We start from the raw sequence: 23,119 nt of genomic DNA, 5'->3' as shown, positions 1-23,119 counted from the left end.
AGTCGACTGTCGTCACCGCGGCGATCGCGCGGGAGATGGCGGCGTTTATGTGGGACATTGCCCGTCGCACCATGCCCGCGCGCTGAACTTGCCCCCCAAAGCGCCCAATGGCGGGCGCGAGGTCGACGGCAGGGGAATATCCGACAGTCGCTTTGTGGCCAGCTTCGTGCTGACGCCCGTTGTAAGATAGGAATCGCCCCGAGACGCACAATCGGTCCTGCGGTATCCAGCCCGCGCATCAGAGCTTGTTCACCGACGTCTTCAGACCTCGTGCCCACCTTTGGGCGTCCAGACCGCGACGAACGCCCTGGCGTTCCAAATCGCGTGGCGCGACCCTTGAAAAAAGACATCAGAGCGCTGTCTTCGCCCCACATTGCCGACGATAGGCATCGTTGCGAGTTGATACGCATCCGAAGAGAAGGAGTGCGTTTCGCAATGTTCGCAAAGAATTCGTTTCTCACAGCGCTTGGCGTTGAAGTCTTCGACTCCGGTCAGAGGCGCTGGCCGGAACACGTGAAGGCGCAGGCGGTAGCCGAGACGCTGGAGCCGGTGTCGGGTGTCACTGCGCGCTATGAGATCATGCCGAGCCAGCTAACGTCGTGTCGACGGCTAGCAAAGGAAGGCAAGCTCGTGTTGCCTGCGGTCGAGATCGACGACGCGCAGAAAACCGCCATCCAGATCTTCGTGCGGGAAATGCGCGCCCTGCTCGCCGACTGGGCGGCGGGAGAGCGACCGTAAGACCCGGCGCGCGCGCTGCCCGTTGCAGATCCGTCAGGACAAGGCCCGCCCGCGCCGTCGCTCAGTCCAGCCAGACGCCGCTTTCCAGCATGCGGCGCAGCACGCCGGGCTGGCCGGAGACCTCCATGCGGGCATAGATCTGCTTGGAGGTGCTGCGCGCCGTTTCCAGCGTCCAGCCCAGAACCTGCGCCGCTCCGGCAAGGCTCAGCCCGTCGCAGAGGCAGGCCGCGAGCCGCGCCTCGCTGCGGCTGAGGCCGAAGGCGCGGGCGAGGCGGTCGCAGGGCAGCGCCCGGGCCGAGAGGGCATGGCGCAGCCGCCCCGTCAGCTGCAGCTCGCCGCCGACCGTCTGAAGCCCGAGACGCAGCTCCACCCGCGGCTCGGTCGACAGCACCACCTGCCGGACCGTGCCCGGCTGCTGCGCCACCGCCGCGAGGGCCAGACGCAGCGCCTGTGCGGCCTCTTCGGGCAGCGACAGCCGCCCGTCGGCGCGCAGGCTCAGCCCCGCCAGCGCCTGCAGCCGCGCCTCCAGCCCTTCGGCCATGGCGCTGACCTGCCCCGAAGGCGCGAAGAGGATCCAGCCGCCCCCCAGCCCTGCGGCGATCTGGCCATCAAGCAGGGCGCGCGCCCGCTCTTCCTCGAGCTGCCGCCAGCCGCCCAGCACCACGCCCAGATAGGGGATCAGGTTCGACAGCTGCAGCCCGTCCACCGCGCGGAAATCCTCGCCCCTGCGGCGCAGCGCCAGCAGCACCCGCGCCTCCCGGCCAAGGCGCCAGCGCAGCGCCCGCAGCGGCGGCCCCGAGGGCCCCGCCCCCGGCAGGTCGATCTGCGAATAGACCCGCCCGCTGCGCATGCGCTCCACCACCGCCTCGGCAGGGCCGTCCCAGTCCGCGCCCACCTGCCAGCCGGTGGCAGGGCGCCCCGGCCCGCCAAGCCGCAGCAGCGCGCTCTCGGCCTGCGTGGCGGCGGCGAGCCGCGACAGGAAATCGTGCCACAGATCTTCGCGGGCCGCAGCGGAGCCCTGCGGAGAGCTGCCCTCGGTCAGGCCCAATGAAGCGGCAAACAGCGCCGCGAGGATCTCGGTTTCGTCCGGCATCGGCCTTTCCTGCGCAATTACCCCCCATATGGGGGGTTTTTGACGCGGCGCGCAAGGTTAGCTCTCGCCCAACTCAGTTCCTCACAGAGATGGCCGATGACCAGCAAAACCCTGACCCACCTGCAGCGCCTCGAGGCGGAGAGCATTCACATCCTGCGCGAGGTTGTCGCCGAGGCCGAAAATCCGGTCATGCTCTACAGCGTCGGCAAGGACAGCGCCGTCATGCTGCATCTGGCGAAGAAGGCCTTCTACCCCGCGCCGCCGCCCTTCCCGCTGCTGCATGTGGACACCACCTGGAAATTCCAGGACATGTACAAGCTGCGCGACAAGGCGGCCCGGGATGCGGGGATGGAGCTGCTGGTCTACCAGAACCCCGAGGCCAAGGAGCGCGGCATCAACCCCTTCGATCATGGCGGGCTGCATACCGACATGTGGAAGACCGAAGGGCTGAAGCAGGCGCTGGACAAATACGGCTTTGACGTGGCCTTTGGCGGCGCGCGCCGCGACGAGGAGAAATCCCGCGCCAAGGAACGGGTGTTTTCGTTCCGCTCCGCCAATCACCGCTGGGATCCGAAGAACCAGCGCCCCGAACTCTGGCGGCTTTACAATGCCCGCAAGGCCAAGGGCGAAAGCGTCCGGATCTTCCCGATCTCGAACTGGACCGAACTGGACATCTGGCAGTACATCCATCTGGAAGGCATCGAGATCGTGCCGCTCTATTTCTCGCAGCCGCGCCCGACGGTCGAGCGCGACGGCATGCTGCTGATGGTCGATGACGCGCGCTTCCCGCTGAAGGACGGCGAGGAGCCGGTGATGCGCTCCATTCGCTTCCGGACGCTGGGCTGCTACCCGCTGACCGGCGCCGTCGAAAGCACCGCACAGACCCTGCCGGAAGTCATTCAGGAAATGCTGCTGACCACCACCTCGGAACGTCAGGGCCGGGCCATCGACCACGACCAGGCTGCCTCGATGGAGAAGAAGAAGCAGGAAGGCTATTTCTGAGCGCCCCGCGCCAGCCTCCCTTCCAGCCCCTTATTTTGCAGACAGGTACCCCTCTCATGACCCTCCAAGAGTCCACCTACAAGACCGACGCGCTGATCGCCGAGGACATCGACGCCTATCTCGAGGCGCACCAGCACAAGACCATGCTGCGCTTCATCACCTGCGGCTCGGTCGATGACGGCAAGTCGACCCTGATCGGGCGGCTGCTGTATGACAGCAAGATGATCTTCGAAGACCAGCTTGCCGCGCTTGAATCCGACAGCAAGCGCAGCGGCACGCAGGGCGAGGAGATCGATTTTGCGCTGCTGGTCGACGGGCTTGCCGCCGAGCGCGAGCAGGGCATCACCATCGATGTCGCCTACCGCTTTTTCGCCACCGAAAAGCGCAAGTTCATCGTGGCCGACACCCCCGGCCATGAACAGTATACCCGCAACATGGTGACCGGCGCCTCCACCGCCGATCTGGCGGTGATCCTGATCGACGCCCGCAAGGGCGTGCTGGTCCAGACCCGCCGCCACAGCTATCTGGTCCAGCTTCTGGGCATCCGCCATGTGGTGCTGGCGGTGAACAAGATGGATCTGGTCGGCTACGATCAGGCGACCTTCGACCGCATCGTCGCCGAGTACCGCGACTTTGCCGAAAGCATCGGCATCACCGAGTTCACCGCGATCCCGATCTCGGGCTTCAAGGGCGACAACATCACCACCTCGAGCGAGAACACGCCGTGGTATGACGGCCCCGCGCTGCTGCCGCTGCTCGAGTCGGTCGAGGTCGAGCAGAGCCGCGAGCTCGCCAGCCCCTTCCGCATGCAGGTGCAGTGGGTGAACCGCCCCAATCTCGATTTCCGCGGCTTTGCGGGCATGATCGCCAGCGGGCAGGTGCGCCCCGGCGATGCGGTGCGGGTGCTGCCCTCGGGGAAGACCTCGAGCATCGCGCGCATCGTCAGCCTCGAAGGCGACCGGGATCTGGCCGTGGCCGGGGAGTCGGTGACGCTGACGCTGAATGACGAGATCGACTGTTCGCGCGGGCAGGTGATCGTTGCGGCGCAGTCGCCGCTGGAAGTGGCCGACCAGTTCGAAAGCACGCTGGTCTGGATGGACGAACATGCCCTGCTGCCGGGCCGCGCCTATTGGCTGAAGATCGGCACCCAGACCGTGTCGGCCACGGTGGCGGAGCCGAAATACGAGGTCAATGTCAACACGCTGGAGCATCTGGCCTGCAAGACGCTCGATCTCAACGCCATCGGGGTGGCCAACATCACCACCGACCGCGAGATCCCCTTTGCCCCCTACGAGGAAAACCGCGACCTTGGCGGCTTCATCCTGATCGACAAGATCACCAACCACACGGTTGCGGCGGGGATGATCCATTTCGCCCTGCGCCGGGCGCAGAACATCCACTGGCAGGCCACCGATATCGGCCGCGAGCATCACGCCTCGATGAAGCACCAGAAACCGGCGGTGCTGTGGCTGACGGGGCTGTCGGGTTCGGGCAAGTCGACGATCGCCAATATCGTCGAGAAGAAGCTGGCGCGGATGAACCGCCACACCTTCCTGCTGGATGGCGACAACGTGCGCCACGGGCTGAACAAGGATCTGGGCTTCACCGAGGCCGACCGGGTGGAAAACATCCGCCGCGTCGGCGAGGTCGCCAAGCTGATGACCGATGCCGGGCTCATCGTGATCACCGCCTTCATCTCGCCGTTCCGGTCGGAGCGCGAGATGGTGCGCGGCATGATGCAGCCGGGCGAGTTCGTCGAGGTCTTTGTCGACACGCCGCTGGAAGTGGCCGAAACCCGCGATGTGAAAGGGCTTTACGCCAAGGCCCGCGCTGGCCAGCTGAAGAACTTCACCGGCATCGACTCGCCCTACGAGCATCCCGAGGCGCCGGAACTGCGGATCGACACCACCGAGATGTCCCCGGAAGAGGCCGCCGACCTCATCATCGCGCGGCTGATCCCCTGAGCCTCGCGCCCCCCGGCCCGGAACGGCGTCGGGGGGCAGTCACAGCCCCTGCCAAGACGGGGCGCCACCGCGCCGCCAGCACCTCCCCCCGCCCTCGCGCGGGGGGAGACTTTCGTGTCCTGCGAAAGTCTGGGGGCGCGGCCTCTGCCGGACTGGCAGCCTTGCGCGAAATGCGCGGCCCCCCGGCCCTGCCGCGGGCCGCAAGAGGCCGGGCCCGCGCCCTAAGCGGGCGCGGGCGGGCGGATCAGACCAGATCTGCCGCATGGGCGGCGGAGATGCGGTTCAGCACGGCGAGGATTTCGGTCGTGTCCTGCCGCTCATAGGCCGCCGCCAGCGCCTCCAGATCGGAGCGGAAAGTGGCGAAGCTCTGCTCGGCCTCCTTGGAGAGCAGCGGCATGCGCTCGTGGCGTTCCACGAAGGCATCGGCGATGGTGGCCAGCAGGAAGAAGGCGGCGGCCTGATCGGGGCGGTCGATGGCGGTGCGATAGGCCAGACGCGCCACCGACCGGTAGGCGTGGATGCCGTTGCCCTGCTCGGTCAGCGTCGTGAGAATGGTGCTGAACATGATGTCGTCCTTTCGGGTCAGAAGGTGATGTGGCGGGATCCGCCATGCGCCGCGGACCAGTCCAGCGGGGCCTCGATGAAGGCGGCAAGGCGGCTGCGTTCGGCAGGGGTGAAGATCTGCTGCTCTTCGGTGGCGGCGAGGATGTCGCGCCAGTTGGCGAGCGCATGCAGCCGCAGCCCGCGCTCGGCGAGGGCGGTGCGGGTGGCCGGGAAGATGTCGTAGTGAAACAGCATCAGCACGTCGCTGATTTCCATGCCCGCCTGCCGCAGCGCCTCGCAGAAGCGGATCTTTGACGCGCCGTCGGTGGTCAGATCCTCGACCAAGAGCACGCGCTGGCCGGGGCTCGAGACGCCCTCGATCCGGGCGGCGGGGCCGAAGCCCTGCGCGCGCTTGCGCACATATTGCATGGGCAGGCCCGACAGCGCCGCGATCCATGCGGCAAAGGGAATGCCCGCGGTTTCCGCCCCCGCCACGGCGTCGATGCGGTCGCGCCCGATCTCGGCATCAAGGATTTCGGTGGCAAAGCCCATCAGCATCTCGCGGATCGCGGGATAGGAGATCACCCGCCGCACGTTGATATAGACCGGGCTCGCGATGCCGGAGGACAGGATGAAGGGCCGGTCCTGCGCCGTCTCCACCGCCCCGATCTGCAGAAGCGCGCGGGCGGTGCGGCGGGCATAATCGGCACGGGTCTCGGGGGCGAGCGGCATGGCGGAGACTTCCTTCATTCTTCTCCCCCCAGATAGGCGGAAAGGATCGAGGTGCCCACCATGAAATCGGCCAGATCCATGGCCTCTTCGGGGTTGTGGCTGCCATTGCGGTTGCGCACGAAGACCATGCCCGAGGGAATGCCCGCCTGCGCGAAGACCGCCGCATCATGCCCGCCGCCCGAGGCCATGGTGAAGGCGGCCCCGGTGCTGCGCGCCATCGCCGCCTCCAGCCGGGCGATCACACCCGGATCCATCAGCGCCGGGGCCACCGCCACTTCGGGGCCGGTGTCGAACCGCACGCCGCGGCTGCGGGCGATGTCGTCCATCTGGTCGCGCAAGTAGTCGCGCATCTGCGCCAGCACCGCCGTTTCCTGCGAGCGGATGTCGAGCGAGAAGCCCAGCATGTCGGGGATGCGGGCGATGGCATGGCTTTGGGCATCGGTGCCGACGATGCCCGAGGTCAGCACCAGATCGCGCCCGGTGCGCAGCAGGTGATCCCATGTGTCGTCCAGCCGGTGCATCAGTTCGGCAAAGGCCAGCACCGGATCGTGGCGATAGGCGCGCGGCACCGCGCCGGAATGCCCGGCCTGCCCGATGCAGCGGATCAGGCGGTGGCGGAAATTGCCGCGGATCCCCGACACCACCGCCGCAGGCAGGCCGCGTTCGACCAGCAGCGGGCCCTGTTCGATATGCAGTTCCAGATATTCCTCGATCCGGTCCAGATCGCAGATCGGCTGGCGCGCGGCGAGCGGGGCGGTGTCGATGCCCAGATCCTCCAGATGCGCGGCAAGGCTGCGCCCGTCGCCGCGATGGGGGGCTGTCAGTTCCTCGGCGGGCAGCTGCCCGGTCAGCATCTTGGAGCCGAGATAGCAGGCGCCGAACCACGCGCTTTCCTCGCCGCGCATCGCAAGGCATTTGACCGGGCGGGCGAGGCCGCGCCCGCCGCGCGCGGCGCGGATCAGCACCATCAGCCCCGCGACCACACCCGCCAGCCCGTCGTAATTGCCGCCCATGGGCACGGAATCCACATGGCTGCCGATCAGCACCCAGCGCGGGGCTTCGACATGTTCGGGCAGGCAGAACAGCAGGTTGCGCCCGGCATCCTCCTCCACGCAGAGCCCCTCTGCGCGGGCAAACTCTGCCAGCCAGTCCAGCACCTTCGTCTCGATCCCGGAAAAGGCCGGGCGGCTGACCCCGGCGCTGTCCGGGGAGAGCGCGCGGATCTCGGCAAAGACATGCGCCGCCAGCGCCTCCAGCGTCGCGTCCTGCAGCGGGGCCTGCTTCATGCCGCCTCTCCCTCGGGCATCTCGACGCTGCCGATGATCTCTGACAGCGAGGCAAGGCCCTGCGCCTGCATCCAGTCGCCAAGCTCGGCCACCAGCCGCGCCATGACGGTGGGCGACTGGAAGGTGGCGGTGCCGACCTGCACGGCGCTGGCTCCGGCGATCAGGAATTCCAGCACGTCGTCCAGCGTGGCGATGCCGCCGCAGCCGATCACCGGGATCGTGCAGGCCCGGGCGCATTGATAGGTCATGCGCAGCGCGATGGGTTTCACCGCGGGCCCCGACATGCCGCCCATGCCATTGCCCAGCCGGGGGCGGCGGGTGCGCACGTCGATGGCCATGCCAAGCGCGGTATTGGCGGTGACCAGCGCATCGGCGCCATTGGCCTCCGCCGCCTGCGCCACCGCCACCGGCTCGCCGGTATTGGGGGTGAGCTTGGCCCAGAGCGGCAGGTCGGTTTCGGCCCTGAGCCGCCGCATCACCTCTGCCGTGGTGTCGGGGCGCATGGCGAAGGCATTGCCGTCGGCCTCGATGTTCGGGCAGGAGATGTTGGCCTCGATCGCCGCGACCCCGGGCAGGCTCACCTCGGCGCAGAGCCGGGCGAATTCATCCAGCGTATGGGCCGAGATCGACACCACCAGCGGCGCGCGATAGCCCAGCCAGTAGGGCAGCATGCGGCTGCGGAAATCCTCGATCCCCTTCGAGGGGATGCCGATGGCGTTGAGCATGCCGCCCTGCAGGTCGCAGACCCGCGGCACCGGATTGCCCGCCCGGGTGCCGCGCATGATCGTCTTGAGCACATGCGCGCCCAGAAGGTCGAGATCGAACACATCCGCCAGATCCTCGGAAAAGGTGCCGGAGGCGGGCATGATCGGGTTGGCAAGCGTCATCGCCCCCAGCCGGACGGAGAGATCGGCGGCGCTCATGCGATGGCCTCCGAGATGGGAAAGACCGGGCCCTCGCGGCAGACCCGGCGCTGGACGATGCCGCCCTCCTCGCGGAAGGGGCGGACGCAGGCCTGACACATGCCAAGACCGCAGGCCATCTGCTGTTCCATGGCGATCTCGCCGGGGATGCCGTGGCGCTGGCCCAGATCCTGCAGAAGCCGCAGCAGCCGCGACGAGCCGCAGGTGTAGAAGGCATCGACCCGGCCCGCCGCGATGCGCGCCTCGATCAGGCCGCGCAGCGCCTCGGGGGTGGAGCTGCCATCCTCGTCATGCACCACGATGACCTCGGCGCCATAGCCGCGGAACAGATCCACCGACATGGCAAGCTCGGGACGGCGCGCCGAACAGATCGCGGTCAGCCGCCGGCCCGACCGCTGTGCCGCGCGCGCCAGCGGCGCCAGCGTGGCAAGCCCCACGCCGCGCGCCACCAGCAGCAGATCCTGCCAGTGCTGCGGCATGGAAAACCCCTGCCCCAGAGGCCCCAGCACGTTGAGCATGCCGCCCGGGCGCAGCGTGGCAAGCCCGCGCGTGCCCGCCCCCGCCACCTTGTAAAGGAACTGCAGCTGCCCCGCCTCGGCATCATAGCCATAGATGCTCATGGGGCGGCGCAGGAACGGATGCTCGCCCTCGGGTTCGGGGCAGAGCAGCTGGAAGAACTGGCCGGGCTGGCAGTCCAGCACCTCGGGCGGCGCGTCCAGCGTCAGCAGGCGGTATTCGCCATTGACCGGCAGGTTGGAACGCACCACGCAGCGCGCCTCGGCGCAGCGGGGCAGCACGCCCGGTGCCATGGGCACCGACAGGACGGAAGGGGAGAGGGTCATGACACGCCTTTCTCAGCCGTAGATCAGCTTGGGGACGATCAGCGAAATCTGCGGGACATAGGTGATCAGCAGCAGCACGATCAGGTTGACCACCACGAAGGGCCAGACGCCGCGGATGATCTCCACCACCGGCTTGCCCAGCGTCGAGGAGGCCACGAAGATGTCGAGCCCGAACGGTGGCGTGATCATGCCAAGGCAGATGTTCAGCGTCACCACCATGCCGAAATGCACCGGATCGATGCCGAAGCTCATGGCGACCGGATAAAGCGGTGGCACCAGCACCAGCAGGGTGGAATTGGGATCGATGAACATGCCCGCGATGAAGAACAGCAGGTTGACCGCGATCAGGAAGGCGATGCGCCCGGCCTCGGCGGAGGCGAGCAGCCCGAGGATCATGTCCGGCACCTGCGCCAGCGTCACGAAAAACGAGATGAGCCCGCCCATGGCCAGCAGCACGAAGATGATCGCGGTGTTGATGGCGCTGTCTTCGGTGATGCGCACCAGATCGGCGCGGCCAAGGCTGCGGAAGACCAGCATCTCCACGAGGATGGCATAGACCACGCTGACGGCGGCGGCCTCGGTGGGGGTGATGACGCCGGAATAGATGCCGCCCAGAATGATGACCGGCATGCCAAGCGCCCATTTCGCCTCCCAGAGCGCGCGGAAGCGGGCACGGGCGGGCAGGCGCGGGCTGCGGCTGACATTGTCGCGGCGCGCCTGCATCTCGACGAAGATCGCGAAGGCGATGCCCAGCACCAGCCCCACGCCAAGCCCCGCCGCAAAAAGCTGCGCGATGGAGGTGCCGGTGATCCAGCCATAGACGATCAGCGTGATCGAAGGCGGGATCAGCAGCGCCGTCTCGGCGCTGGCCACCAGCAGGCCAAGGCTGAATTTCTCGGAATAGCCCGCACGGCGCATCTCGGGATAGACCATGCGGCCCATGGCGGCGACAGTGGCCGGGGCCGAGCCCGAGACCGCGCCGAAGGCCATGGATCCGCCCACCACCACATGGCCGATGCCGCCGCGGGTATGGCCGATCATGGCCGTGACCACGCTGACCAGCTGCCGGGCGATCTGCCCCGAGCCCATGAGGTTGGCGGCAAAGATGAAGAAGGGAATGGCGAGCAACGTGGTATGGTCGATGCCGCCCACGATCTTCTGCACCACCGCCGGATCCGGCAGCCTTGCGTAGAACAGCTCCTTATAGGCCAGCGCGGGCAGGCCCAGCACCAGCAGCATCTCGAACCCGCCGACCAGCAGCAGCAGAGCGAGCCCGATCACGATGGCCAGCATCATTGCGCCGCCTCCTGTGCCGCGAAGCGGTCAATCACGCCAAAAAGGCTGAGCCCGTAGCGCAGCGCCAGCAGCAGGAAGCCGATGACCGGGGCGAGATAGACAAGCCCGATCGGCACGCCCAGCGTCGGCGAGCTTTGCCCGGTGTTGAGCACGAAGCGCACCAGATCAAGCGACAGCCACGCGACATAAAGCGAAAAGCCGAGCCCGGCGAGGTCGATCACCCGGCAGAGCCAGCGCCGCGCCGGATCGGGCAGCTTCTGGCGCAGGTTGGTGATGCCCACATGCTTGCCGCGTTCCAGCGCGAGCCCGAGGGCGAGAAAGACGAGAAAGAGGTTCATCATCCGCACCGCCTCCTCGATCCAGGCGAAGCGGCTGGCGAAGGTGCCGCCGATCTCCCGGGTCACGACGGATCCGGTATAGAGCAGCACCATGGTCAGGAAGAGCGCGACCAGCAGGCTGCGCTCGATCTTCCTCAGGAGGTTGAGCAGGGGCATGGAAGGGTCCTTCGGCGCCTCGCGCGCCAGTTCGGGAACGGACGGCCGGGCCCGCCGCAAGGGCGGCCCCGGCCGGTCGGATCGCGGGATCAGTCGAGCTCGGCGATGGCCGCGTCATAGGTGGCAAGCAGGGCCTCGCCCGCCTCGCCCGCCATGGCGACATAGGCCGCCGAGGCCGGACCCCAGGTCAGCTCGCGCAGCTCGGCGCGCTCTTCCGGCGGGGCCACGCGCACATTGGTGCCCGCGCCCTCGATGACCTCCAGCGCTTCCTGCACGGCGGCGGCCTTGTGCGCGGTCAGCTCGGGGATCACCTCGGTGAAGGCGGTGCGGATCACCTCCTGATGCTCGGCGGGCAGGCTCTCCCAGAACATCGGGTTGAACAGCACCACGTCTTCCATCGCGCCATGATCCGAGACCACGAGGTTTTTCTGCACCTCGTAGAATTTCATGTTCTTGATGGTGTCGAGCGGGTTCTCCTCGCCGTCGACCACGCCGGTCTGCAGCGAGGTGTAAAGCTCGCCGAAGGGCAGGGCGATGGCCGAGGCGCCAAGTGCGGTGTACTGCTCGATCAGGATCGAGCTGTCCATGACGCGGAATTTCTGGCCGGCAAAATCGCCCAAGCTGTCGAGCGGCTCGTTGGAGGTGAACTGCTTCTTGCCATTGGGCCAGAGCGTCAGCGCCACCATGCCCTTGGAGGAAAAGCTGTCGAGAAGCTCCTCACCGAAGGCGCTTTCGCGCAGCGCCTGTGCCTTGGCGTCATCCTCGGGCAGCAGATAGGGGATGTCGAGGATCGACACCACCGGGTTGAACCCGCCAAGGAAGGCGGCGGGGGCGACGGTGCCCTCGATGGTGCCAAGCTGCACGCCCTCGTTCATCTGGCGCTGGTTGCCCAGCTGGCCCTGCGGGAAGATCTGCAGCTCGACCGCCCCCTCGGTGCGCTCCGCGACCAGATCCGCCACCTTTTCCAGATGCACGTGGCGGCTTTGTGCCGGGCTTTCCAGATGGCCGATGCGGGCGACGAACTCCTGCGCCGAGGCGGCACCGGACAGGACGAGGCCAAGCGCGGTCAGGCTTGGCAGAAGATAGGCGGATTTGAACATGCAGGACTCCCTGTGGGTTTGTTCTTCTTGAGCACCCGGAAGGTTCACCAACGGGCGGGGAATGGTCAACCGGAAAATCTAAATTTTGAGACGAGGCGGAAATTTTCCCGGCTCCCGGAAAAACTTCCGCCCATATTTTGGGCAGTGCCGCTAGCGGATGCCATGGCACGCGATCAGCGCATCGACATGGTCTGCCGCCTCCACCCCCTTGAGCGAGGTCGCCCAGAGCCGTTTCGCGATGCCCTCATGCAGCTCCAGCGCCTCGGGCGCCGAGGTGATGAGCCCGACCCCGATGCGGATATTGGGATTGTGGCCCAGCCGGAAGGGGCTGATGGTCAGGGTCGAGGCCGCCCCCTTGCGCACGATCTGGAACGAGGTGGAGGGGATCGGTTCGCGCGCCACGCCCAGCTGGATGCCGATATCGGGCTCGCGCAGCATCCGGCTGATATGCCGGGCCTCGCGCAGCGCCATGTGGCGGCGATGGGCCAGCGTGTCTGCCTCCAGATCCCGGCGCCCCACCAGCCCCTCGCGCAGGAAGCGCTCGATATCGGCATCCGACACGATCGACACCAGAAGCGAGCGGCGGCTGAGAAAATGTTCTTTTCTTTTCCTCAGGATTTCAAGGATCTGGACCACATCCTGCGCCAGATCTCCGGGGGCCGCCTCGTGCAGGACCTGCGCCAGAACCGCGTCATAGCCTTCGGTCGTCACCAGATAGGAGACGGGGCTGAACAGGCCGATGATCTGCTCGCTGTCCTCCTCGATCTGGCGCATCCGCTCGAAGAAGCTGACCGCATTGTCCACATATTCGATGCCCACCCCCAGCAGCGAGGGCAGCGAGACATGCAGTTCGTCAGCGATGGCGGTCAGCATCTCGATCTTGGCGATCTCGCCCTTCTCCGCCCGGTAAAGCGCCGCGCGCGAGATGCCAAGCCGCGCCGCCAGCAGCTCGGGCGCCAGCCCGCGGCCCATGCGATAGGCCCGCAGCCGCGCCCCGAGGTCTACGAAGTTCACCTTGCCAGCCTGCGTCACGGTCTGCCTCTTTGCTGTTTCGCCTGTCCTGCCGGGGCCGCGCGTGACAGAGATCCGCTGCGGCCTCCCCTTGGCGCAGCCGTATCGAAAATGATCCAAACGCGCCCGAGGGGCAACCGCAACTTGGCCCAACAGACCGGAACTTCGCAAAAACCCTGTGTTTTCGGTGAGATCTGACTGGAAAACGGGCAAGACCGGCGGATTTCTTCCCGCCATCGGCACGGCAAAACCCCTCATTTTCCACGGAAAACCCCCAGCCTTGGGACCAGATGTCCAAAAACTGAGAAGATCGCCGCATTTTTCCGCATCCAGCCAGACCCGGCCCCCGCGCAGCTCTGCCCGGAAGCCTGCCTCGCGTCAGGGGCGGGCCCGCCGCAGCCTGCGGCCCTCAGGGCCGGGCGTTGCGCCGCAGCACGCGGTCGATCATCTCCTGCGCGGTGCCGATCTGCGCCGCGGTCCCGATCACCCCGGGCGGCAGGGTGATCCCGGCCACCTCCTGCAGCGCGGGGTCAAGATCCCTGCCGCCCTCCGCGATCCGCAGCGCCACCTCATGAAGCACGTCATGGGCGCGCAGATGGCCAAGCTGCTCGGACAGGTGCATCATCACCGCTTCGGAATGGATGAGCCCGCCGGTCAGGTCGAGGTTGCGGGCCATGCGCGCGCTGTCGACCTCGAGCCCGGAGAGCAGATCCGAAGCCAGCGAGACCGCCCCGCCAAGGTTCTGCACCGCATGGGCCAGCGCGGCCCGCTCGCGGTAGCCCTGCCCGATGCCGCGCGCCTCGGCGTCAGACCAACGCCAGAAGTGTTTTTAGATCGGCAAAGCCAGGGCGGATTCAACCGGTCGTCGCAACACCGTCCATCATATCCTGTTTTATCAGCCGGTCGAGAGCTTCTGCCGGTGTTTGCCAGCCCAACGTTTTCCTGGGGCGCGTGTTCAGCGCATGGGCAACGGCGCTTAGCTCTTGGGAGCTATGTTTGCTGAGATCGGTGCCCTTTGGGAAGTATTGGCGGAGCAGACCGTTGGTGTTCTCGTTGCTTCCGCGCTGCCATGGGCTCTGAGGGTCGCAGAAGTAGATCTCGAGGCCGGTATCAATCCGCAGCTGTGCGTGCTGGGCCATCTCGGCACCCTGATCCCAGGTCAACGATCGACGCAGGTGGGCAGGCAGGCTGCTGAACGTCCCTGCGATGGCATTACGGACGGCCTCGGCACCGTGGCCGGCAAGGGCTGGCCCATTCTTGACGGATTTGCCCGTCCCGTGTCCCTCCATGCGCGGCAAGTGCAGGAGCATGGTGAAGCGGGTCGTGCGTTCTACCAGCGTGCCGATCGCCGAGCTGCCGAGGCCAAGAATGAGGTCGCCTTCCCAATGACCAGGAACAGCCCTGTCACCGATCTCCGCCGGGCGGTCGCTGATCATCAACGCGTCAGCAATGAAGGCCTTGCCGCGGTTCCGGGCACGTTCGCGGGGCAACCTGAGGGCGCGGCCTGACCTCAGACAGGCTGAGAGTTCTCGCCTCAGTGCCCCGCGTCCTTGAATGTATAGCGCCTGATAGATGGCTTCATGGCTGATGCGCATGGTCGGATCCTCAGGGAAGTCCACCTTCAGGCGCTGCGAGATCTGTTCCGGACTCCAGGCAGATGACCAGCGTCGGCTTTGTCGGAGAACGGCCCGCCGCCCTTTCCATACCACGACAGGCCCATCAAAGGCGATGCCGTTCGGCGTTGCAATGAGGCCGGACAGGCGATCCTGCACGTAATTGCGTAGGCTTGGGTTGACCGCGAGCTTGCTGATCTTAGGACGCCTGGCCGCACGATCTGCGTGCCACTGCGCGGCAATGGCCCGATAGTCGAAATCTCCGCCGCGTGTCGCCGAATTGCGCCTGATCTCGCGAGAGACCGTGCTGGGCGATCGGCCCAGCTTGCGCGCGATCGCCCGCACGCCCATGCCCCGGGGCATTCAAGGGCTATCTCCTCGCGTTCCGGGAAGGAAAGGCTGCGACTCTTCAGCGAAAGAGCAGATGGAGCAAGATGTGTGGGAGGCATTCCGCCAGAACTCCGAAACCATCGGGTTCCAACCGGAGGAGAAACACCCGCTGCAACAGCGGCTTCCTCGCTGGACAGCCCCGCTGCAATCTCCCGCCAGAACCTGCACAGATGCTCACGCTGCCAGACTGGCGGACGACCTGGCGAGGATAATTTGCGTCGCGTCGAGCGCTCCGACTTCCGTCTTCCTGTCGTCATCAACACCTCCAAGATCAGGGTGTTGCGACGACCGGTTGAATCCGCACAATGTATAAGCGAGCAGCTTCAATGGCTTTTGGCCGACAACGGGATCACCTGCTCGATGAGTCGGGCCGGAAACGTGTGGAGCAACTCTGCGATGGAAAGCTTCTTCCCCTCGCCGAAGACCGAACGGACGGCCAGGAGGGTCTACCGCACCCGCGAAGAAGCACGCGCCGACGTCTTTGGCTACATCGAGCGCTTCTATAATCCTCGCAGGCACCATTCGAAACTGGGCTACCTCAGCCCCATGGAGTTCGAGGCCCGCGCTACGCTAGTTAACCTGCTGTCCACGAAACCAGTAGCAGGCTGCTGCGGGACGATGAAAGACGGCGTCATGGCACGCATGCCCACCGGATGGCGCGATGCGACGCGCAAAGCCGAAAGTCTCCGAAAGGGAACCCGTTCCGGTCCGAAGACTTCTTCAGTAGCCTGTTAAACCTGCCAGCTCCTCGTTTTATGGATTGGCGCTGTTGATTTCTTCATATATGGTAAATACCATAATGGGATTAATATATGAATTACTCAGGGAGTTCGCGGAGCAGAGCCACGTGATACGCTAACCCCGTCCAACGAGCGAGAGTTGCGTCGCTCATATCTAGACTTCGATTGCTCAGCATAGATTACTCCACAAATAATACCTACGCCGATGGCAACTGGAGGGACGCCCCCCGAGAGGGCGGCAAGATTATTGCAAGTAGCAAAGGTTCCAGCCGTTTCCACAAGCCAATTAGCTCTCGCTGGGGTAACTCCTGATGCGACCATCACCCTTTTAACCCCGTACTTCAAGGGAATCAGGACCAAAGGTGCAGCATTACCAGCGGCAGCAGCAATGGGGTTAGCTTCAACTAACCCAGATGCTAGACCCACCGCCGTACTTCCAGCATCGGCGAAATCAGCAGGTCCAATCCGGACTTCATCCATGCGATCACGATCTGGAACTTTTAACGCAGTACCCTTCGCCTGAGTTGACACGACATTTACTCTTGATGCCGATGAGAGCACAGAATTTCTAGTATCTCTCGGTTTTTCGCCTGCATTAGAACAGCCGGCTGCAATTGACATTATTGCAAGGGAGTAAATCACGATGAAAGCCCGACCGTTTTTAATAGACATATCTTAACTACATGTTGAAGATCCGATCTCAGAATCTCACGCAAGAGTTAATAATTTGACATATAAAAAATTTCTGTCGAATTTCAATATATAAAATACTCCACATTCTGATTAATGTAGCGCAAATATTAGTTATTCTTTAAAAGTTGAAATGGAACGGGTGCCGACGACAAACTTGGCCGTCAGCGTCAACCAAGTTGGTCTATGGAGCCTAACGAAGTCAGGGCGTAGCTCGCCCGTAGGCTGGGACTACCAGCGCGGCTCTCTTAAGGGGCTCAGAGCTGGCCGCTGCGGACCAGCAGGCTAGACTCAGAAGCAAGACGGATATCCGATTGTGCCCTGAAAATCCAGCACCACCAGTAAATGAGAGCTTAGCAGCCGGCGGATCACAGCCGCCTGAAGGAGCTTCAGCGAACTCACTGCCTGCCGGATTGAGTCCGGTCCGGCCCCAACGCAAGCACACCCGGAGCCCCACTGTGCCCGATCAACCAGCCCAATAAGCCAGCGCTATGAATAGCTTAAATTACCCAATATCTTGTCTAATGGGTGAGAAGTGGCCCACCCAACTAATACTCACTTGCTTAGACACAGCATCCCAGACCATCGGCGCCGCGCACGACGCCTCGCAAGCACAAGCCAGCGCACTCACATCCGCAATCAATCGCCCAGAGGTCTCTAGAAAAAATCGAGATACTGGTAAGGGGAAATATCGTTGTTAGATCTGCCAATGTCTATTTCGAGAATTTGTGTAACACCTCTTTCTGAAAGCTCATATTGAACCTGCAATACACCAGCATGAACGCCCGCCGTGCTGGGGTCGAAGCGGCCTATTGTAGTATCGTAGAGCACGATGCGATCTCCACCTGCTGGATCAAAATCCAAAATTTTAGCTAACTGCCGACCAGGAACAAACTGAAAACTATCAGCTCCAACTCCGCCTGAGAATGTGTTCTCTCCGCCGCCCCCGAATAGATTATCATCTCCAGCGCCCCCGACAATAATTTCATTACCATCTGACCCCCAAATTGTGTCATCTCCGGAGCCGCCATCGATAAGTATTGTCATACCTGAAAGGCTATAGTCAGGGCTTGTGAGGTCGATAATGTCATTTCCGGACATCCCACGAATTTCTTCAACGTCAATTAACCTCGCTTTTCCAGGCATGCCAAAGCTATCGGTTCGCAACTGGATGTTGCTATGAAACGCTGAGAGCGAATCATGTAGAAAAAAGGCATCGGGACCAGAGCCAAGTATGACAACATCGCGATCACCCCCCCCATCTATCACTGATAAGTTCCTCGTCATGCCGTAAAGGGGCACTAAATTACCTGGGCCAGGCATAGCCGCAGAGCCAACATTATTAGCAAAGAGGCTTTCTGAGAAAGTCTGCATTGGCCTTAAGATAATGCTATCTTGACCCTCATCACCAAAAACCCAATCTGCACCATCAATTTCCCCGATCAAGTCGTCACCTGCTCCACCGTAGAGCAAATCCTCCCCACTACCGCCAATGATGGTGTCGTCCCCCCATCCGCCATTAAGCGTATCACAGCCAGAACCACCACGAAGAAGATCATTACCAGTTTGACCTTTTAATGAGTCATTACCCTCTCCACCTTCCAGAGTGTCATTTCCATTTTCCCCGCGGATCGTGTCGTTAGAAATCCCGCCTTTTATAAAATCATCTCCATTGGTAATTGCTTGCAGCTCGATCATTGAAAGTTCCCACTTAGCGAGAGTAAAATTTAAACTTGACCCCTCCAGAATGTAGCCATCACTATTACGAACTAAAGGATTAGCTCGATCATCTCTAGGAGATCCATTATCACTTGTCATCCCAGTCTCAAGAACAAAATAAATTTCGGAAAAGGCAAAATTTTCTAAATCTATATTTATATCTTTATATGCCTCTTGCTGTCCAACTATACCTCGTTCAGCGACGAAAAGGATAGCCTTTGTCTTATTGCCAAAGCCGTGGATGTCGATCCTCTGTTCGACCTCAAAGTCGAATAGAGGTGTGAGACCTGCCGTCTTGGTTAACCAAGAAAACGCTACGCCTGCAAAGGTAAGATCGCTCTCCGTACTGTCAATAAGCGTTCTGTAGTTAACTGAAGGGTTGCCAAAGGTGATCGGCCAAAAGTTGGCGCTATCAACGCCATTAGATGTAAGCTCAAAAAAGGCCTCAACTGTAGTGTGGGCATATAGAAGGCCATTGGCGTGCCCTTCAGTGGTGGTTCGATTGCGTGGGCTCCATTCGGTGACGTAATGTTCAAGAGAATTTTGCCCGAGATACAGGCGAAAGTTATCAAAAGCGGTTCTAAGTGCGAAGTCACGCTCTCCGTCTATTTCTGAAAAGCCGCCATTGAAATAAACATGAGATATCGCTCCCGAAATATTATCCACGGCACCGGGAACATTGAGTATTTCTCGAGCAATCGTTTGATTTTGCGTTAAGGCAGCGCCTTCACCGGAAACTGTTCTAGTCAACCACCCAGCGGGTGGAGTTCCAGAATATTCCGCCGCGAGGTGTATATCATAGCCTCCGTGAGAAAGTGGCTCGAGGTAGAAATGAGCGTCTGTGACCGGGCTGTACATATTACCTGAGGAGACGATCTGAACACCGATATCGACGTCAGGATAGCGTGACCCCAAAAATAAAGAGAGTCTCCCAGACAAATAACCATATTCCATAGCGGACATTTCACCACTGCCCCAAAATTCATTTCCTATTTCAAATCGAACAACTTCTATCCCCTGCGTATGCGCAAGCCTCAAGGCGGCATCAATATAACGCGAAACTAATTGGAAGTAATCCGATCTTAGCTCTATTCTGCTACCGTAGGTTCCATTTTCAATAGCTTCACCGGCGGATATCGCGAAGGCAATCCTAGTAGGGATCACCAGTTGCACATCAGCACCTGCATGTGCTGCGCTAATAAAAAAATCGGCCAACGGAGTGAATGTTGTATTCTCCCCATTAGTGGAGTAGCTTCCGGTTTCCCATGAGCCAGTTAAGAACACAGAATTTGTGAATCCCGACTCTGTGATGCTACCTCCCGGAAAACGCAGGATCGTTGGAGCCAAACTCTGAAGCACGCTAAGGTTAGCGGGGCGATTTGGGAATTCGAAGTCATATGTGGTAACAAAATTTGTGCCAAACATTGCCTCCGGTACAGGGTGAGAGATGAATTTCTCATTTTCAGTTATTAGGTATTTAGACATCATCAACTCCGCGCTTGCGTGGCTTTGATGACTTTTTTTGCGGGAGATTTTTCGAAAAGAATTGGGCTGAATTTGGGCGTCAATTCTTGAATTTAGTGAAAATCGATATATTTTAGAAGCCTTTTAAGGTCCCAGCGGTTTAGGTGCAGAGCCCTTCTCTCCATGTTGGGACGATTAGAGCGCCGTGTCCCTGAGTGTATAGTACCTGATAAATACTATTTATCGAATGGGCAACCATACACTGGGACAATTGATAAAGCTGAGATTGCCTGCTGAGCTCGATCAGCTATATGCCGCCAGCCGAGATTGAACGGCAGCATCTTGAACAGATCGAAGCATTGGATAAGGTCGCACGACGTGTTGAACGATGCGCTCTTCGGCCAAGCCCGGGTGGCTCAGATGGAAAAAAACGGCAAACTAGGTAGAACAAGAATTTCGGCGTTATGAACGCTAAACTTCTTAACCCAAAAATATTCCATCACCGGTGCGGCTCGTACATCCTGTTTCGATCTCGAAGACTATGTTGCGAGATTACGTCGGTCCAGAGAAAATGTCGACATACACGAGAAATTTCAATAATTTCTTCACCTTTATCAATTTTTATGCGAATGAGGCGCTTCGATTTTGAGGTCGATATGTTTAACTTTCTAGAAACCCCATTTACTGATAGCGAAGCAATATTTGTGCTTTGCATTGAGCCGAGCGATTTTAATAGTCTTCAGGCGGTTGAGCGAAATATTATCTGCCCATTTCGTGGTGACAATAAATTTAGCTTCCCTAATTTCTTTGATCTGCTCACTTACGCCTTGAGTAAAATATATTTCGACGACTGCTTCTCTGAATCTGAAATGAATGATATTGTTCTTAATTATATGGACGACTTAGCCTCCTCACTTGATAGCATCGCCAGCTATAATCCAGAATTGGATTATGGCAACTTACCAGATATTGCAACCGTTATTTTGCTTGATCCGTCTAATCCTTTTTTAAAAGCGGAGGCGGCAGAGGGAGAAATGGTAATGCTGTCGCAAGATAAGCTATGGAGCGCGAACCTTCGTATTCCAATATTCATCAGTATCACAGCAGCTGTATTTCTTCGCTCAATCAAGGCATTGACGCCTTCCCTGTCCTTGATTTGAGAACACCGCCTGCTCTCGCTCCAAAAAATACGCCAGGCGCGTGCGCCGGCTGGGACGGCCACCGCTACAACACGCATGTGCTCTGCCCTGTTGCTGAGACCTCTACCCAAAGATCAGGTACAAGATTGGTGTCAGGCTACAGCGAACGTAAGCAATCACTTAGGGGCCGCGATCGCGTTAACTTGACGATTTGAATTTTATTAGTCTAATGACTAGCGGTGACTGCCTCAAAACTTACTTCAAGATTAGGGATCATTTTGGGGTGCAGATCTCCCCCCCGCTGCGGTTTAGAATGCCCTTAGAAGTTACGTCTGATTCTGAACGGTTGAATTCTCCATATTCGCTTATGCTGATTGAGCGGGCACCCTCCACCGCAGTGGTCTCACGCATGTTATGGGAGGCCCTGTATCAGCTCAGAAATGATCGCAATTATGACGACAAAATTAGTAAGTCTCAGATGGTAACTTTCGTAGCTGTTGGGTTTTCTTGGAGATGGCTTACAGTTCAGCTTAGTCAGTAAAACCTTGGACTGAGACATGTCCGGAAAGAGCCGTTCCTGGCGCGGCACAACTGCCATTATGACCCTCTTTTTGGTTTTGTGAACAGAGCGTATGAGATGTATGCAGCCCGATGTAGGCATTTCCTGCAGCAATCTCGTCGATTACGAATTGTGCAGTCAGGCCGCGCTCAGCACCGACCAACGGATCTTCGAAAAGCCAGTTCTCCAATTCAAACTGCATCCCATAGTCGGTCCGTGTGGTCGTCCCTGGAAGTTGTTGAACGAAGAAATTCGGCCCCCCTTGGGGGTAGTTATGAAAGTGGATCGCTCCGAGTGCTCCGCCTAGGCCAGCAGTTGCGAGATCAGCAGGGAAGATACCGTACACTTGAATTAGAAGATGCGTCAGGGTTCTCGTTTCAAGATCAATATCAATGGATGCGTAGCCAGTTCCCTCAACGCTTGAGCCCCAGCCGTGCGCAATGGAGTGGTCACGGGATAGCTCGGCTGTTGCCCTAAGAACTTCGGAAAGTGCTGGGGAAGCACACGCTGCAAAACAGAGGGATGCGACGAGCGCATGAACTGTGAAGAGCTTCACGTTGACCTCCTGATCATACGGTTTTCTGCGTCCTTTGTGAGACAAAGGCCTTAATTTTCCGTTCTCGAAGATTGGCGTGATCCTTGGGTCGATCAGGGAGGGTGACCTAGCCCCATGATCGCTGTGCGAGGTGACTGGGTTGGTGTCCACTCCCGCGGTATTTTCCGTTCGAGGGTTGCGTCAGATTGGCAGACATTGAGCCTCAAGAATGCCCGCGCCCAATGGCGGGCGCGAGGTCGACGGCAGGGGAATATCCGACACTCGCTTTGTGGCCAGCTTCGCGCCGACGCCCGTCGTAAGACAGGAGTAGCCTTGAGACGATGCGGTATCCAGCCCGCGCATCGGAGCTTGTTCACCGACGTCTTCAGACCTCGTGCCCACCTTTGGGCATCGAGATCACGATAAACGTCCCAGGGTTCCTGATCGTGCGGGAAAATACCTGAAAAAGACAACAGAGTTCTGTCTCCGTCCCACGTTCCCGTCGGGATCAGTGATTGCGAATTGATACGCACCCGAAGACAAGGAGTGCGTTTCTCACAGGGCTTGGTGTTGAAGTTCTTGCCTCCGGCCGGAGGCAATGGCCAGATCATGTGAAGGCGCAGGTTGTTGCTGAGACATTGGAGCCTGGCGCGACGGTGTCGGGTGTCACGGCGCGCTACGAGATCATGTCCAGCCAGTTGACGGCTTGGCGGCGGTTGGCGAAGCAGAGCAAGCTCGTGCTTCCTGCTGTCGAGGTCGATGAGCCGGTCTTCGCCCTCGTCGTCCGTGATGATGCCATGGGCACCACGGAGCCCGAGATGCCCTAGCCCGAGGCTCCCATCTTCCGCGCAGCCTGAATCATGGCTTCGCAGGTGCGCTGGCTATGTGCTGCCCTGCTGCGCATTTTTCCGCCAGAGGCTTCTAACAGGCTTCGGCAGCGGTCTCCCCCGAAGCCGCCGTGGAAAGCATCGCGCAGATCTACGGGCGCGCCACCGCCTGAGCGAGGCAGGGGGGGCTCTGCCCCCCTCGGCCTGCGGCCTCTCCCCCCGGGATATGGAATCCCGGGCGCGAAACCCGGCTTCCAGCGGCTCTAAATACCCCCGCCGGAGGCAGGCCGTGCCTGCGCCACGGGCGCGGGGCGGGGCAGGAGCGGGCCCTTGTCAGGCGGCGGCCTCGACCTCGGCCACGATGCCGTCGATCAGCCGGGCAAGCAGGGCTTCGTCCTCGCATTCGGCCATGACCCGGA

Annotated in this window: 18 protein-coding genes and 2 pseudogenes; 6 read left to right on the top strand and 14 right to left on the bottom strand. The window is 61.2% G+C overall.

Features of this window, described 5'->3' with window-relative positions; genetic code table 11:
- Window positions 1-435 precede the first annotated feature (435 nt).
- Window positions 436-738: a transposase gene (locus VK682_RS24155; protein WP_324782694.1), complete on the top strand. Its 303-nt coding sequence runs from the start codon at window positions 436-438 to the stop codon at window positions 736-738.
- Between the two features lie 61 nt (window positions 739-799).
- On the opposite strand, the gene VK682_RS24150 is transcribed toward VK682_RS24155, so the two are convergent.
- Window positions 800-1,831, bottom strand: a complete 1,032-nt coding sequence (locus VK682_RS24150; RefSeq protein ID WP_324782693.1) for a helix-turn-helix transcriptional regulator — start codon at window positions 1,829-1,831, stop codon at window positions 800-802.
- A 39-nt stretch (window positions 1,832-1,870) separates the two neighbouring features.
- Between VK682_RS24150 and cysD the strand changes: the two genes are divergently transcribed.
- Both cysD and cysN read left to right on the top strand, forming a co-directional pair.
- Window positions 1,871-2,833 (top strand): sulfate adenylyltransferase subunit CysD, encoded by a 963-nt coding sequence (gene cysD / locus VK682_RS24145; protein WP_269062112.1) that lies wholly within the window; start codon window positions 1,871-1,873, stop codon window positions 2,831-2,833.
- 56 nt (window positions 2,834-2,889) lie between these two features.
- Window positions 2,890-4,797: a sulfate adenylyltransferase subunit CysN gene (cysN, locus tag VK682_RS24140; protein ID WP_324782692.1), complete on the top strand. Its 1,908-nt coding sequence runs from the start codon at window positions 2,890-2,892 to the stop codon at window positions 4,795-4,797.
- 244 nt (window positions 4,798-5,041) lie between these two features.
- On the opposite strand, the gene VK682_RS24135 is transcribed toward cysN, so the two are convergent.
- The 11 genes and pseudogenes from VK682_RS24135 to VK682_RS24085 all read right to left on the bottom strand — a co-directional run bounded on the left by VK682_RS24135 (window position 5,042) and on the right by VK682_RS24085 (window position 15,284).
- Window positions 5,042-5,362 (bottom strand): hypothetical protein, encoded by a 321-nt coding sequence (locus VK682_RS24135; protein ID WP_089849449.1) that lies wholly within the window; start codon window positions 5,360-5,362, stop codon window positions 5,042-5,044.
- 17 nt (window positions 5,363-5,379) lie between these two features.
- Window positions 5,380-6,090, bottom strand: a complete 711-nt coding sequence (locus VK682_RS24130; protein ID WP_230798083.1) for an orotate phosphoribosyltransferase — start codon at window positions 6,088-6,090, stop codon at window positions 5,380-5,382.
- The gene (locus VK682_RS24125) at window positions 6,087-7,358 is read right to left on the bottom strand and encodes a Zn-dependent hydrolase (RefSeq protein WP_324782691.1); all 1,272 of its coding nucleotides are present in this window, start codon (window positions 7,356-7,358) and stop codon (window positions 6,087-6,089) included. The genes VK682_RS24130 and VK682_RS24125 overlap by 4 nt, the downstream gene beginning before the upstream one ends.
- The gene (locus tag VK682_RS24120) at window positions 7,355-8,281 is read right to left on the bottom strand and encodes a dihydroorotate dehydrogenase (RefSeq protein WP_324782690.1); all 927 of its coding nucleotides are present in this window, start codon (window positions 8,279-8,281) and stop codon (window positions 7,355-7,357) included. The genes VK682_RS24125 and VK682_RS24120 overlap by 4 nt, the downstream gene beginning before the upstream one ends.
- A complete protein-coding gene (locus tag VK682_RS24115; RefSeq protein ID WP_324782689.1) occupies window positions 8,278-9,123 on the bottom strand; it encodes a dihydroorotate dehydrogenase electron transfer subunit in 846 nt (281 codons plus the stop codon). Before VK682_RS24115 ends, VK682_RS24120 begins: the two co-directional genes overlap by 4 nt.
- A 12-nt stretch (window positions 9,124-9,135) precedes the next feature.
- The gene (locus tag VK682_RS24110; RefSeq protein WP_324782688.1) at window positions 9,136-10,419 is read right to left on the bottom strand and encodes a TRAP transporter large permease; all 1,284 of its coding nucleotides are present in this window, start codon (window positions 10,417-10,419) and stop codon (window positions 9,136-9,138) included.
- On the bottom strand, window positions 10,416-10,913 hold the full coding sequence (locus VK682_RS24105) for a TRAP transporter small permease (protein ID WP_089849459.1): 498 nt from the start codon (window positions 10,911-10,913) through the stop codon (window positions 10,416-10,418). Before VK682_RS24105 ends, VK682_RS24110 begins: the two co-directional genes overlap by 4 nt.
- Before the next feature lie 89 nt (window positions 10,914-11,002).
- On the bottom strand, window positions 11,003-12,013 hold the full coding sequence (locus tag VK682_RS24100; protein ID WP_324782687.1) for a TRAP transporter substrate-binding protein: 1,011 nt from the start codon (window positions 12,011-12,013) through the stop codon (window positions 11,003-11,005).
- A gap of 150 nt (window positions 12,014-12,163) precedes the next feature.
- Complete coding sequence (locus VK682_RS24095) at window positions 12,164-13,045, bottom strand: helix-turn-helix domain-containing protein (protein ID WP_324782686.1); 882 nt, start codon at window positions 13,043-13,045, stop codon at window positions 12,164-12,166.
- A 388-nt stretch (window positions 13,046-13,433) separates the two neighbouring features.
- Entirely contained in the window at window positions 13,434-13,772 is a 339-nt protein-coding gene (locus tag VK682_RS24090) for a lyase family protein (RefSeq protein ID WP_324782685.1), read from the bottom strand.
- A 106-nt stretch (window positions 13,773-13,878) separates the two neighbouring features.
- Window positions 13,879-15,284 (bottom strand): annotated as a pseudogene (locus tag VK682_RS24085) (IS30 family transposase).
- 46 nt (window positions 15,285-15,330) lie between these two features.
- Here VK682_RS24085 and VK682_RS24080 point away from each other — a divergent pair.
- A pseudogene (locus VK682_RS24080) lies at window positions 15,331-15,600 on the top strand (IS3 family transposase); the annotation flags it as partial.
- 1,514 nt (window positions 15,601-17,114) lie between these two features.
- Here VK682_RS24080 and VK682_RS24075 read toward each other — a convergent pair.
- Window positions 17,115-19,661: a calcium-binding protein gene (locus VK682_RS24075; protein WP_324782684.1), complete on the bottom strand. Its 2,547-nt coding sequence runs from the start codon at window positions 19,659-19,661 to the stop codon at window positions 17,115-17,117.
- Between the two features lie 635 nt (window positions 19,662-20,296).
- Here VK682_RS24075 and VK682_RS24070 point away from each other — a divergent pair.
- The gene (locus VK682_RS24070) at window positions 20,297-20,800 is read left to right on the top strand and encodes a hypothetical protein (RefSeq protein ID WP_324782683.1); all 504 of its coding nucleotides are present in this window, start codon (window positions 20,297-20,299) and stop codon (window positions 20,798-20,800) included.
- Window positions 20,801-21,309: 509 nt separating this feature from the next.
- Here the strand turns inward: VK682_RS24070 and VK682_RS24065 are convergent.
- Window positions 21,310-21,894, bottom strand: a complete 585-nt coding sequence (locus VK682_RS24065) for a hypothetical protein (RefSeq protein WP_131821922.1) — start codon at window positions 21,892-21,894, stop codon at window positions 21,310-21,312.
- Between the two features lie 494 nt (window positions 21,895-22,388).
- On the opposite strand from VK682_RS24065, the gene VK682_RS24060 reads away from it, so the two are divergent.
- On the top strand, window positions 22,389-22,700 hold the full coding sequence (locus VK682_RS24060; protein WP_324782682.1) for a transposase: 312 nt from the start codon (window positions 22,389-22,391) through the stop codon (window positions 22,698-22,700).
- The last annotated feature ends 419 nt before the right edge of the window (window positions 22,701-23,119 follow it).

Origin of the sequence: Salipiger marinus (genome assembly GCF_035481585.1) — a bacterium.
In the GTDB taxonomy this organism is placed as follows: Bacteria; Pseudomonadota; Alphaproteobacteria; order Rhodobacterales; family Rhodobacteraceae; genus Salipiger; species Salipiger marinus.
This window is presented reverse-complemented; position numbering and strand designations above follow the sequence as displayed.